Raw genomic sequence first — 13,125 nt, 5'->3', positions numbered from 1 at the left:
TCCTAGGTCTAGTCTACAGTTTTTCTAAGAGGTATGGGGTATGCGAGTACACATTTATGAAATCATAAAATGATTTTTTTGGGTTTTTATACATTCGTTTGCAATCTCATCATATGAAAAAAAGTGTAATTAAATAGGAGAATAGAACCAGTAAAATCATGTAAATATTCTATATAATAGGTTCAGAGGTGGAATTATGAATAGACTGGAAGCCCTAGATCACTTCCACAAGACCTATGGGGAAGCTGTGTTGAATCAGAAATTACATCAGGTGGCGTCTTTGTATGAGCACAGAAAAGAAGAGCTCATCTTCTCTTTTATCCAGTCCTTTCAATTGATCTGCTTGCAAGCGAATTCTGCAGAAATGGCCAAAATAAGAATCGGATATATTACCTATTCTATGCGGCGCACATATCTGATGGATCGCAATTATAACTATGTCATCGAGGTGCATGGTAAGGATTGGTACTTTGACCCTCAACCTTGGCATGGAACCTATGATGCAGGCTGGGCGTTCAGCTTGTTGGCAGAACTGGAGGACGAACTGAATCAGCTTCGAAAACCTTATATGAATAAGGTTATTCAGCCTGATGTCGAGCGATATGTCCTTCAGGCTGCGTGGGAATTTCATCAATACATTTTGAAATTAGCTAAAGACGCTATACAGCAGGCTGTACAACTCCCTGAATTCCAAGCATTGAAATGCGAGAACGATTTGGAAATAAGAATAGGAGAGTATAAAGGAATCAGTGAGGTGGTGTATCCAACAGCTTATGGAGTACTACATGATTCAACAGGATAATCGTATTACAGAGTATATGTTTCCAGTAGAGACAAATCGTAGACAAATGTTGGAATGGGCAGAACGCTCATTGTGTACTGATGAAGAGTCTATTTTGCAATGTTATGTATCAGGCGATGCGGACTATATTGATTTTATAGAGCAACCAGTAGCCATTGTTTCTGAGCAACTAAAGGAAATCTTTGATATATACCAAGCCGGATTACGCTGGAAGCTGATTGTTTTTGCTGATATGCAGCGTATGCAGCAAACGAGGTATTGGCTGGCTCATCCGCCTAGCCTGATGTGTTTATCACCACTTAGCGAATGTCATAGGGACGGTACACTGAAGAAAATCATTTTAGATGAATATGCAGTCGAGAATCATAAGATATTCAGGGTTCAGCATGCCAATCAGCATATCATTGTGGACCTAGATGTAGCTGAATGTATTTTGAAGTTTAATCTGGCTGGCTTGAAATTACAAAAGGTCGATACGGAGAGGCCGTCTATATAAAGGAGAGTCCGATCATGAGTGAGAGCTATGTAGTGGATGGGGCGCAGATACAGTGTACCTATGGAAGTCATTCGGGCAGGTTTAGTGTTTCAGCTAACAGGGGGATTAGTATTGGTGATAAATTGCAGGGGAATATTCAGGATTTTCACCCGCAGACGCATATCGCATCTTTCGGCATGTGCCGTAGTATGCACAATCCTACAGTTTCTTCTGCTAACAAGGGCAATTCTGGAAGAATCATTCCGCAACCCTGCATACCCAGCGTGTCTATGCCTTGGTTGAATGGAAAGAAGGATGTATACGTAGATCAATCTCCGGCTCTGATGAGCTGCTCCACGAACCTATGCATGTGGTGCGGAAAAATTTCATTCACGTCAGATGGGCAGGAATAGCTACTCATTGTAGAAACATCACATGTTAAGACAAATGGGGGGAGTAAGATGGGACTGGCAGGAACTGTGCTGACTTATGGAAATATTAGAGTGAATGCGCCGTATGAAATTGTCCGTCTACTGGATGTTCAATTGACACTGAAGGTAAATGAGCACGGCAAAGTGTACATCACTGCTCTCATACCGGATGAAGATCATGCGAAATATGATGGTTTAGCGCATGATGAGGATGTGCTAGAGGTATACGAGATGGATGAAGATCGAGGCACAGTAAGCATCTTTAAAGGAATCGTCACCCATATTAGAATTGGATTCAAAAATGGTGTATATCACATGTACATAGAGGCAGCCTCTTCTACATATATGCTGGATCGACAACGGAAAAATCGTTCGTTTCAAAACAGCAGCTTGACGTATTATCAATTGTTTCGGGAGCTTATAGATAGCTATCCACACGGCGATTTTATTGACCTGACAGACAGCAACCAAAAGCTGGGCGGCTTTACTATTCAGTATGGGGAGAGTGATTGGGAGTTTCTGAAAAGGATGGCCTCTCATCTGCACACTGGACTGATTGCCGAGATTACATCCGTATTTCCGCGGCTATGGTTAGGTACCTCAAAAGAACAGGTGAAAGGTGAACTGAGCAGCATTAACTTTTCCCTCCAAAAAACAAAGTCAGGCCCCCAGTATACGTATGCTGAAGTGGAGGACACGAAACGTTTTGAACTTGGAGATGTGGTCTTGTTTCGACGAAAGCATTGGGTTATTGATCAGATTCATGCAGAGATGAAGCAGGGCATTATGACATATGACTACGTTCTCGTTCCAGAAGCGGGCATTCCGAGGGAGGTTATACATAATCAGTTTATCAAAGGTGCTTCTATTGAAGGGAAGGTTATTGAATTAAATAGCGAAAACGAATCCGTTAAACTTCACTTGTCCGTAGATTCCACGCAGTCCAAGGCTGAAGGACGCTGGTTTACTTACCCTACTATGTATACCGGTGATGGGATCGGCTGGCATTGCATGCCCGAGCTTGGGGATCATGTCCATTTGTATTTTCCATCCAACAAAGAAAAGGAAGCTCGTGTAGTTCAATCCCTGCGTAAGAGAGACTACACAGGAGATGAAATCAGCCAGCCATCCAGAAAGCTGCTTCATACCAAATCACAAAAAGTGGCGAGATTCGATGATAAGGAATTGGCCCTCTCTACCCAGAAAGACAAGATACTTGTACGCTTAAATCCTGCATCTGGTATTCACGTGTACAGTCATCACGATCTTACCTTTCACGCCGATACAGACCTGGTGCTGCATGGCAAAAAGGTACAGATGACCGCTACTCGCGAAATATCTCTGACGTGCAAAACCAGCTATATCCGAACCGATGGAACACTTCATATCAAGGCTAGTAAGTTCATGAAAAATCAGATGCCTGATGCCGAATTGAAAGCTTATCAATCCCTGATTCAAGAATTGAAGGGGAAGGGATATCCACAATGGGTACAGGATTTGCTGCTTCAGTACAAAGCCGACTACTACAAGGCCGTGGCAGCAGGGGACAAAAAGGGGGCCAAGGAAGCAGCGGCCAAGGCCAAGCAATTGCGTCAGCAGGTGGCAGAAATAGATCGTATGCCTGCCTGGGCCAGAGCGCAAATGCATGGATACACGTCCCAATGGTGGGAAGCGCATGGCGCAAACGACAAGGTCAAGCAAAAGCAGATGCATCTTCTCGCCAACCAACTGCGTGACAACGTGCTAATCAACGAGCTGATTCGTGGTCATTCAGCCAAATCCTATCTGGATGCGAATCGGCTGGAGGAACTGTCCGGGCAATACGCAGATGCGGCCCATAAGCTGACCGTTGCCGACCAAAAGGCTATTGCTAAGGAAGCGGCCGCTCTGCGGAGTAAGTACGGGGTGAACAGTCAGCTTGCCAGAGAGAATTTGAACAAGCTTGCCAAGAAGTATCCAGACAGCTTCTCGTACAAGCTACCAACTACAGGCGATTGGGATAAAGAGCTTAACGCCGCACTGCATGATTTTGCGAAAAAATACGGCCTGGAGAATAAGGGTTATGGTCGGGATGTACTGGCCGTATACCTGCATCAAGTAGCCAATGGTATTCTTCCATGGCCTAAGGTTAATAAGGCTGCAACGCCAGCAGCTCCAACAACGAAAACGGAACCGGGCAAGAAGACGCCGACTACTCCTGATAAACCGTCGAAAGAGGAAACGAAGCCTACACCTTCCAGCAGTTCTGCCGAGGAGAAAAGGAAAGCCATTGTAGAATTCGCCAAGAAGTTTTTAGGCAAAATTCCTTATTGTATGGATACCAAAATTAGAACGATGAAGCTAGACCCTAATAATCCCCCTATATATATGGACTGCTCTGATTTTAGTTCCTCGGTGTACTTGACCATATTAGATGTGCATATAGGCGGTACTACAAGAGACCAAATCAATCGGGGGATAGAGGTTGATCATCAAAATTTACGCTCTAGTGGAAATTATAAAAATCTGAAGTTAGGTGACTTAATCTTATTTGACTGGAAAAAAAGGGAGGGAAGACAACCAAATCATGTAGGTATGTATATCGGGAATGGGGAATTTATTCACGAGCATGGTAACGCAACTAAGCCTAGTGAAATGGATTCAGATATAAAGCCTTCTCATAATGTAACGATAGATAAATTAAGCAAAGATTGGAAGGGGTCTTACGGTCGTATATATACAAACGTAATAGCAGTTAAGCGTATTATTCAAGACGATGGATCAATTAAAAATAAATAGGGATAAGGAAGTACAGAATCGCATAAAGAATTGGGACAACCCGCTTAATGAAGGGGATTTTTGGAGAGTGTAAAGAGAGGGGAAATCATGCGTTATATAAAAGTGGCTTTGATTATTGTATTTTCAGTGTTGTTGTCTGCATGTACAGCAACCACAGATGGAGACATTGTTACATCTTCGCAGTCTCCTAATATACCATCAAGTAATGAAATTAAGATAAATCAGGATGCCGCAAAGGGGACTGAAAAGAAAGAAAGTTGGCTTTTGAATGGCCAAGAAGGCGTAGAAGATCGAGTTCAATTCTTGACCGATTTAGATGATCCTACTGGAAAAACTAATATCCGTATCGACGACCTGATTGACACTATGCAAACTCGTGAAGAACGTATAAAATATCGCGGCTCACAGGTAGATGTCGGGAGAATAACAAGTGACGGCAGTCGTATGGCGATTATAAGAGATGTTTATGGGGAGCAACCAGAGGAGCCACTTATTATTGAAGTGTACAATCTGGATACGGAAGAAAAAGAGCAAGAGTTTAAATTGCCGCCAGCTGCCCAATATCCTGTTGTCTCTTCTGATTTAAGTAAATATTTATATGTAATGAATGGGCATTTGTGTTTATATGATGCAATAAGTAACCGAACTACAGAAGTGAAGAATGAAAAGGGTGAAGCAGACGTGAGCAATATTTCTCATGGGCAAGGAGTTTTTTCACCGGATAACACCAAGTTTTATTTTGTGGATGGTCAGTCAGGAATCGTAATGCTTGATCTGTCTGGCAATAGTGGTGCAAAGCGCCTGCTTGTAGGAACAGGTGTCTCGAGCGTTATGCAATGGGGTCAGGGGAACCAACTTATTTATACAACTTATAAAAAAGATAATACTTTCATAAACGATATTTATTCACTAGATATATCCACTGGAAAAGTACAGTTTATAACTAAAAATGAGGGCGACTTTATTCTATCTCCAGATCAAAAAAAATTAGTACTGGCAGATGATGAGGTTGTAAAAATGTTCATGATTGATATAGCCAGTGGAAAAAAAGAAGATATCTCGTCCATTGTAAATGGAGAAGGTACTTGGGTAGTACCAATACAGTGGATAAATACAAAAACCGATTATATGAAGTATAGCAACAAGGTCGAAGTGGAAAAAATAACGGCCTCTTCCACATTGCCTAATCAGGGGAATCGTTCTTTTCGTGTGGACAATTTAACGGATGATAATAATTTAACCCCTTGGTGTGAAGGATCTAAGACAGGTGGAGTAGGGGGAACGGTAACTATAGATTTGGGTTCAGCTCAAGAGGTCAGAGGTATAGAGATGGTTGATGGAATTATATGGGTTAACAATAAGTATATAGACATGAATACCATCCAGAGGATGAAACTTGATTTCTCGGATGGACAATCGACAGTGCTTGAGAACAGTGACACACGTTTTAAATTCGATGAACCTATACGAACTTCTTTCGTAAAGATTACTATCCTAGAAGTAAAAAAAGGCGTGGACTTCCCAAATACATGTATAGGTGAGCTGAAGTTATTGTGATGAATTGTAGAAAATGAGGAAAATCTATGATGCAGATAAGTAAAATCGCGTTATTAGTCATAATCTTTTCCATGCTATGTAGCTGTATACGATCGAACGAGAGCCAAAAAGTAGGACCAGAGCGAGATGAAACCCATGCTGCTGTCTCTCAGTCCAAGAAGCTTCCCCCACCAAAAAAGTCCGTAAATTGGTTGTTGTTTGAAGCGGAAAATGGAAACATGCCTATGGATTTTTTAGCTGACATGGATGATCCTACAGGCAATACCTATATTGATTTAGACGACATTATAGGTAAATTACATGCAAGTGAAGGTGAGGCGTATCCTGAATCTGAGTTGTATCTGGATAGGTTCTCGGATGATGGCAGGCGTATTGCCTTATGTAGAGAGTCAACCGAATTGAATTATTTAGTGATCAAAATCTTTGATCTGTCTACCACAAAGAAAATAACTGAATTTAAGGTGCCGAATAGGGACTACGCCGTTATGTCTCCTGACTTGCGGAAATGTGTTTACACAGAGGATGCTGCCTTTTTTTATTATATAAATCAGATGCAGAAAACGAAAGCATTAGGACATTTATACGATGGTCACTATCTCGTTCTTCCCGTGTTCTCACCTGACAGTAACCAATTTGCCCTTGTAGATAGTAACCATAATATATTGATCTATGACTTGTCCAAGAACAAGCTAATCCAACAAATCAAGTCAGGATTAGACGGCATACAGATTGAACAGTGGCTGTATAACGATCAAATGGTCCTTTATTCAAACGATAATGATAAGGCTTATGTGCTCAATATCAGGACTGGGGAGAAGAAGTTACTAATGAAAGCCACAGACTCTCCTGTTATAACCTCGGATAACCACAGGGTTGCTTATTTGAACTTGAAGGGTGAAATCCAACAACGAGACATCCAAACAGGTCTGCCTATAAAATACTCCAATGTGTTCCACAGGATAGGCTATAACGTGTCCCCTACACAATGGATACAAACTACAACGGATTTGATGAAATATCGGAAAAACATTCCGGCACAGAGAATTGTTGCTTCATCTACACTTCCAGATCAGGCGGGGAACTCCTATGCTGCCCGTAACATCATGGATGGAGATGCGAGAACAGCCTGGTGTGAAGGAGTTAAGGGAGACGGGATCGGGGAGTGGATCAGAATTGATTTCGGCTCTATGCAAGAACTAAAGGGGTTTGAGCTTATCAATGGTTTAGCTAAGTCATCTAATGCTTTCCAAGCAAATAATAGAGTTAAACGAATGAAACTGGAGTTTTCAAATGGACAGACCATAATGGTAGATAATGATTTTATAAGAAACGAATTTCTTGATAAGCCCATTCATACTTCATTTGTAAAAATATCGATTGAGGCCGTAGAGCGAGGAACCAAATATCACGATACCTGTATGTCGGAGATACGATTCTTCTAGCATCCCTAACAAAGGAGAAGGCATATGAAGTGGAAAGAACCAACGTTTGGTGCAACCCCTATGTTGAAAGCTTTAACAACCGCTAATGCACACAGAAAAGCACAGGCTTTTGATCTGGTGGCAGAACAGAAGAAACAGAAACTGAATTACCCCGACTGGGCCCAGTCCTGGCTGCGTAAATACAAAGAGGACTGGTACATTGCTCAAGCCAACGGTGATGAGGTTGGCATGCGTAAAGCACAAAAGCTAGCAGAGGGGCTGCGAAGCAAATTACGTGAAATGGCCACATTCCCCAAGTGGGCTCAAGAACAGATGCAAAAAGAAACCGTTCGTTGGATGACTGCGGAGGCAAGCGGAGATATCAGGGAAAAGCTGGCTGCTGAGAAGGCTGGACGAGCAATTCGCGAGAAGCTAGGTTTGATCGATACGAGTACTAAAGCACCACCAGAAGTACCCATTACCACTGAATCGAAAGATGAACCTATAAAAACGAACGTAAAGACTCCGGCTGGAAAATGGATACCTGCTGAATTCCAGTATAACGGTAGTTCTAAAGCTGAAAAAACATTTAAAAGACGCTCATTAAAATTCACTAAAATGCAATGGAATCAGGAAAAGATACACGGTTTGTGGGAAGCTACAAAAAAGATACAAGAAATGTATGACATTCAGATTGATCCCCGTTTTTTGTTAGCAATTATTATTCAAGAAGGAACAGGCAGTTTTAATACTAGCAGTACAAATAGGGCAGCCGATGGTGAACATGGTGCTGAAACTAATTATGCTAAAGATTTGATGAAAGCCAATAGCTTAATATTTGGGAAAATATTGGGCTATATATACTATGGTCAGGAATTCAGAAAGGCCGTAGTAAAAAACAATAAATTGAGTGGGATTACGGGTAAAGGAAACGTTTTTCAATATTGTAATTGGATCACACCAATCATTAGAATGAAATCAAAGCAAGTTGATTGCGGGGAATATGCTAGTGATAACCATTGGGGTGAACATGTGCAGGAAGTTTACAATTTATTTAGTGGGAATGAAGCTTCTAACTATGAACAATATCTGTTGAGTCTCGATAAAAGTGTGGCTCAGAAAATTGCTGCATCCGAAGGTATTAAGCTTCCTAATGTTAATTTTAAACCTGTGCAAAATGGTAACGATAGCAAAAAAAAACGTAACGGAGAGTGGACAATCGTTGGTAAACGATAACTATAATGAGAAACGAGGAAAAGATATGTACAGGCAAGGCTACGGTTATCTCATTATAATGCTTGTAATGATATTGGCGTTAACTGCATGTAGTTCTTCGTCTATCCATGATTTTAATAGTGGGGAAACAGCTACCACCAAAGTTAAGCAAGAAGACACTGGCTACTATCCAGATAAAAAATTAGACAAAGCCAAAAATGTTGTATCTGCCGATCCTAAACTCCTTCAGGACGACGACTTTGAAGTCTCATATCGGTCGCACAAGATTGATAAAAATACGGATATTAAAGAACTTATCCGTAAGTGGGGTTATGGTGAAGGATACGATAACTTCAATCGGGGATATGTTAGTGGAAATGGAACATATAGAAGATGGAGCTTGTCTTATCCTAAATATGAAGATCCAGAAATTGATTTTGTAGTCTTATCTAAAATTGAACTTGAAGGGGAGGAATTGGTGGATGGTGAAAGTTATCTAGTAGCTGTGAGCTTGGAGAATCCCAAGTTTAAAACCAAAAGAGGATTGAAGATTGGTGATACACTTAGCAGAGTACTACAACTTTACGGACAACCAAGTATTGTGAAAAATGGTAATGTTATTTACTCCAAAGATGGCCAACATTTGAGTATTAATTGGGATACTAAAACAGAGAAAGTAAATAATATTTTTATTGAATATAACATGGAAAAATCCGTTAAGCAGCAACGTAGTGGTGATTACGTAGAAGAGGATGCTCAGCCCGATCCTGATCTAGAACCATATACTATTCAGAGAGAACAATCATTTACCACCCCTCTTAATGGATGGGGAGAAGTAAAGTTTATATCCACTTTAAAAGATGAGGATATGAATGATCTGATTCAAGCAAAGTTTTTTTTGGAAGTTAACAGTGACAAAAATGTGGAAAACAAGATCCTGTACGAATTCCCCGAATTTTATGGTAACAACGGTAAAATGATTGATAGGATCAAAGCAGTAAGTTTTAAGGATTTGAATCAGGATGGACGTACGGATATTGTTATTATTGCTGATTATATCACCGGAGTTAATGCACACGGAATAGAGACACTGCCTGTCGCGGGGATTTATTTTCAGAGAAAGGATAACACATACACTACTCTTCCTAAATTGGATAAGAATATTAATCAAACAGGCCATAATCAAACGCTACAAAATGTCATTCAATACGTAAGCAAACAACGGATAAACGTGCAGTAATTAATATAAAAAAGGGAGTTTTGTGAAATCAACTTTATAAATAGAATACTATTGTTAATATTGTTAACTAGTCTGTTTTTGAATGGATGTTCAGTAGAACCTACGAATGAGAAGCAGCAGGCAGTTGACCCCACCAATCCTAGCACTCAAGTGATAGAGCAAAAAGCCGTGACTGAGCCAGAGTCTGCTGCTCAAAAACAAGATCGAAATAGTAATGTTGCGAATCCGATTAATAAAAGAAATGGAAATTACGTCGCAGATTCTAACACATTAGATCAGTTTATAAAGAAAGTCCAACCCTCAAATGAGCAGCTTCAGAGAATATTTAAAGAAGATTTGGACCTTGATGGAAAGCCGGAATATGTGCTTGCTTTTGGATTAGAAAAAGGGGGGATTGACAACATATTTGTAGTCCGGGAGGATGCTGGCTATCACATCATTGGTAAATTAGAGGACCCAGTTATGGTTGCACATCTTAATACAGACATGAAAATTATGAAATTAGATCAAACAGAACAAAAATTTATAGTTGTATATTCAACTAGCGAAGTGAATGAGGCAGAAGGCTTCTCTATATTTACTGTAGACCATAACCGAATTAGCAACCTGAATTACAATTATCCAGAAGCAACAGGGCAAGGGAGCAGGAAGCTAGAGGACATTAATAAAGATGGTGTTTTTGAGGATGTGAGTTACTACCGTTTTCAGGATACTCAGAAACATACAATAATAACTTGTCAAAAATTCGACAGTACCGGACCCGAAAAAACAAAAGTACTATATGAAAATAAGAATAAAAAATTTGTATATCCCACGGATCCCAAAGACATTATTCAAAATTATTTGGAGGATCATTATCTTAGGAATCGCTTCTTTATACACTTGCCTGAAATGGCGGAATTTACTGCTTTGTCAGCAAGTCCAAAAAATAATTTTGAAAGTATCATAGATTTTTCCGCTATGGACTATACAGGATTAGACTTGAATGTAAAAGAGATTGCTTATGAGGCTAATCAGCGGGTGTTTTTGGTAAAGAGTAGCTCAGAAGAAGAGGAATCAAACCAAGGACTTGTATTTACGTTAGAAAAGCAGTCAGGCAAGTGGAAGATTATGAGTATAGAGATGAACGATAAATTGTAGAAAGCGTGATCTCCAGCATGAGTTACTTGAAGTATGTGCGAATTTGTTACGTGCTGTTATTACTCATTTCCTGTGTAGTGCTGAATGGATGCATGAAGGGACAGGATCCTCCAGCAACAGAAACAAATCATACACTTTCTCTCAAAAATGACGTTAAAACGATTTCTTATTCAAAAATGTTGGATGCGTTAGTTCAAAAACTTCGTATAGTCAACGATGAGAATAAGGATTCTGATATCAGACAAAACAAGCTTGAGGAGTTCACACAGGAACTTAATTTGTTGTTAAACGAGCCAGAAAGTGTAGAGATGAAGGATGGAGAATTAGTAGAAAAGTTCGATAACAATTTCACTATCTTAACAAAATCGTTTCATTTAAAAAGTGGGCAGCTAAACGTTAGAATTGTGAATTATAGAGCACCTAAAACGCTGACAGGTACGATCGGAGATAAATACACATCTATTCAGTGGTGGAGTTCGAAGCAACTTGTACACGCCCAGATGATTGAGGATGGCGGGCCAGAATTGACTACAGACTTTGTGGTTCGAGATTCAGACCAAGGAATACAGTTGTGTTTAGGGGGACATGTTTCCATATATCATCCAGACCCCGTATTTGTTGATTTGTGGGAGTTGTCTGGACAAAAGTGGATGCAGAAAAGTATAGATGTAGGTAAGATGAAGCTCCCCGATGCGTGGGAACTGAACAAGGATATGAATGGGCCTATTATTATCGAGAATCGACAACATGATAGCATGAGTATCGAGGTTTTAGACCACGGCGATGGTTTCTTAATAAACAGTGATGATTCTGAACAAAACCTTATCATTGAGTTCTCCAAAAGTGGAGAAGTCCGTATTGATTCCGAATATAGCATCGCCTCGAATACCCATGGTGAACCGCAAAGCTATGAGCTCACTCGAGAGAAGTATTCCAAAAATGGGATCGTGATTAAATACCCTCAAATTACAAAACTCAAGGATATTGCAAAGCAAAAATCTTTAAACCAAATTCTTAAGACCGAAGCTTTAGGAGGATTACACGACTATGCGGATTCCAATTCTGGAGTTCATGTCGAAATTGATTATGAGATCAAACGACAAAGTGAACGATTCTTGAGCGTTCAATATAAGGGTATTCGTTATGTGAAGGACGCAGCCTATCCTACTCATATGTTTTATACGACGAACCTGGATATGAAGCAGGCTTCAAGAATAAGATTGAGGGATCTGGTAAAGGTCGAGAAACCTTTTATTGAGCTTATAAAAAGCGGGAAGATTACAGCTGTTCAGCCGGAGCAACAAGGATTAATCGGTGATTTCACAAAAGATGATTTGATGCAATTGTTAGCCAACGCAGATGTAACCAAAGGTTCGCTTGCGGAAGTAGAAATGGAATCGTTTAGTTATCTCACAAATGATTCGTTGGGGATGAGTGTGCCTATGGCTCATGTAGTAGGGGACCATGCGGAGTATGAAATTCATTTTGCACAAATTCCAGAGAATATCAGGCAGAATGAGGAACTATGGAGTGAGCTAAGTTCTGTTGAGGATCAGTCTGTTTCCACAGTTGGCGGTGAAAAATTGGATACCGACCAATATGAAATTGAAGAGTCGCAGTCTTTTCAAACTACTCTTGAAGGCTTTGGAAAAGTACGTTTTGTATCCACATATGGGTATCCAGAAGGTTTTCGTAAATTCTTTTTCTTCCTACTGGATGACCAAGGACATATTCTATATTCATTCCCCAATTTCTACGGGAACCGTGAGTGGGTTGCACGTTACGGAGGAGTAGAAGCAGTGGCCTTCAAGGATGTGAATAAGGATGGATTGAAGGATGTTATCATCATTGCCGATGTTGACAACGGGATTCATGGGCCTGGTAGAGTTGATGAATTCCCTATAGCGGATATTTATTTTCAGAAAAAAAATAAAACTTTTACCACGATCCCTGCATTAGATGAGACTCTTAACGATCAGGGACATAATCAAACCATTCAAGATGTCGTTCAATATGTAAGCAAACAACGGATAAACGTAAATTAACCGACAAAAGGGAGCGGTAAC

10 protein-coding genes are annotated in these 13,125 nt (G+C 40.3%); all 10 read left to right on the top strand.

Annotated features, from left to right (window positions below):
• The first annotated feature begins 196 nt into the window (after positions 1-196).
• The 10 genes from MMB75_RS13280 (at position 197) to MMB75_RS13235 (ending at position 13,104) form a co-directional block, all read left to right on the top strand.
• A complete protein-coding gene (locus MMB75_RS13280) occupies positions 197-802 on the top strand; it encodes a hypothetical protein (RefSeq protein WP_016822742.1) in 606 nt (201 codons plus the stop codon).
• Positions 786-1,298, top strand: a complete 513-nt coding sequence (locus MMB75_RS13275; protein WP_016822743.1) for a hypothetical protein — start codon at positions 786-788, stop codon at positions 1,296-1,298. The genes MMB75_RS13280 and MMB75_RS13275 overlap by 17 nt, the downstream gene beginning before the upstream one ends.
• 14 nt (positions 1,299-1,312) lie before the next feature.
• On the top strand, positions 1,313-1,690 hold the full coding sequence (locus MMB75_RS13270; RefSeq protein ID WP_016822744.1) for a DUF4280 domain-containing protein: 378 nt from the start codon (positions 1,313-1,315) through the stop codon (positions 1,688-1,690).
• A gap of 48 nt (positions 1,691-1,738) precedes the next feature.
• On the top strand, positions 1,739-4,486 hold the full coding sequence (locus MMB75_RS13265) for an NlpC/P60 family protein (RefSeq protein ID WP_016822745.1): 2,748 nt from the start codon (positions 1,739-1,741) through the stop codon (positions 4,484-4,486).
• 87 nt (positions 4,487-4,573) lie between these two features.
• Positions 4,574-6,043, top strand: a complete 1,470-nt coding sequence (locus MMB75_RS13260) for a discoidin domain-containing protein (RefSeq protein WP_016822746.1) — start codon at positions 4,574-4,576, stop codon at positions 6,041-6,043.
• 26 nt (positions 6,044-6,069) lie between these two features.
• Entirely contained in the window at positions 6,070-7,485 is a 1,416-nt protein-coding gene (locus tag MMB75_RS13255) for an NADase-type glycan-binding domain-containing protein (protein ID WP_016822747.1), read from the top strand.
• Positions 7,486-7,509: 24 nt separating this feature from the next.
• On the top strand, positions 7,510-8,700 hold the full coding sequence (locus tag MMB75_RS13250) for a hypothetical protein (protein WP_016822748.1): 1,191 nt from the start codon (positions 7,510-7,512) through the stop codon (positions 8,698-8,700).
• Between the two features lie 25 nt (positions 8,701-8,725).
• Positions 8,726-9,919, top strand: a complete 1,194-nt coding sequence (locus MMB75_RS13245) for a hypothetical protein (RefSeq protein ID WP_277507936.1) — start codon at positions 8,726-8,728, stop codon at positions 9,917-9,919.
• A gap of 60 nt (positions 9,920-9,979) precedes the next feature.
• Entirely contained in the window at positions 9,980-11,059 is a 1,080-nt protein-coding gene (locus tag MMB75_RS13240) for a hypothetical protein (protein ID WP_277507935.1), read from the top strand.
• A gap of 17 nt (positions 11,060-11,076) precedes the next feature.
• The gene (locus MMB75_RS13235; protein WP_346842755.1) at positions 11,077-13,104 is read left to right on the top strand and encodes a polysaccharide deacetylase family protein; all 2,028 of its coding nucleotides are present in this window, start codon (positions 11,077-11,079) and stop codon (positions 13,102-13,104) included.
• The last annotated feature ends 21 nt before the right edge of the window (positions 13,105-13,125 follow it).

The sequence above is a fragment of the Paenibacillus sp. P2(2022) genome, from assembly GCF_029522175.1.
Lineage (GTDB): Bacteria > Bacillota > Bacilli > Paenibacillales > Paenibacillaceae > Paenibacillus > Paenibacillus polymyxa.
The sequence above is the reverse complement of the archived record's forward strand: the minus strand, read 5'-3'. Positions and strand labels throughout refer to the sequence as shown.

Coding starts and splice junctions, on each gene's coding strand:
- MMB75_RS13245 (WP_277507936.1), top strand. CDS start 8,726: ATGTACAGGCAAGGCTACGGTTATCTCATTATAATGCTTGTAATGATA.
- MMB75_RS13235 (WP_346842755.1), top strand. CDS start 11,077: ATGAGTTACTTGAAGTATGTGCGAATTTGTTACGTGCTGTTATTACTC.
- MMB75_RS13280 (WP_016822742.1), top strand. CDS start 197: ATGAATAGACTGGAAGCCCTAGATCACTTCCACAAGACCTATGGGGAA.
- MMB75_RS13270 (WP_016822744.1), top strand. CDS start 1,313: ATGAGTGAGAGCTATGTAGTGGATGGGGCGCAGATACAGTGTACCTAT.
- MMB75_RS13250 (WP_016822748.1), top strand. CDS start 7,510: ATGAAGTGGAAAGAACCAACGTTTGGTGCAACCCCTATGTTGAAAGCT.
- MMB75_RS13260 (WP_016822746.1), top strand. CDS start 4,574: ATGCGTTATATAAAAGTGGCTTTGATTATTGTATTTTCAGTGTTGTTG.
- MMB75_RS13255 (WP_016822747.1), top strand. CDS start 6,070: ATGATGCAGATAAGTAAAATCGCGTTATTAGTCATAATCTTTTCCATG.
- MMB75_RS13265 (WP_016822745.1), top strand. CDS start 1,739: ATGGGACTGGCAGGAACTGTGCTGACTTATGGAAATATTAGAGTGAAT.
- MMB75_RS13275 (WP_016822743.1), top strand. CDS start 786: ATGATTCAACAGGATAATCGTATTACAGAGTATATGTTTCCAGTAGAG.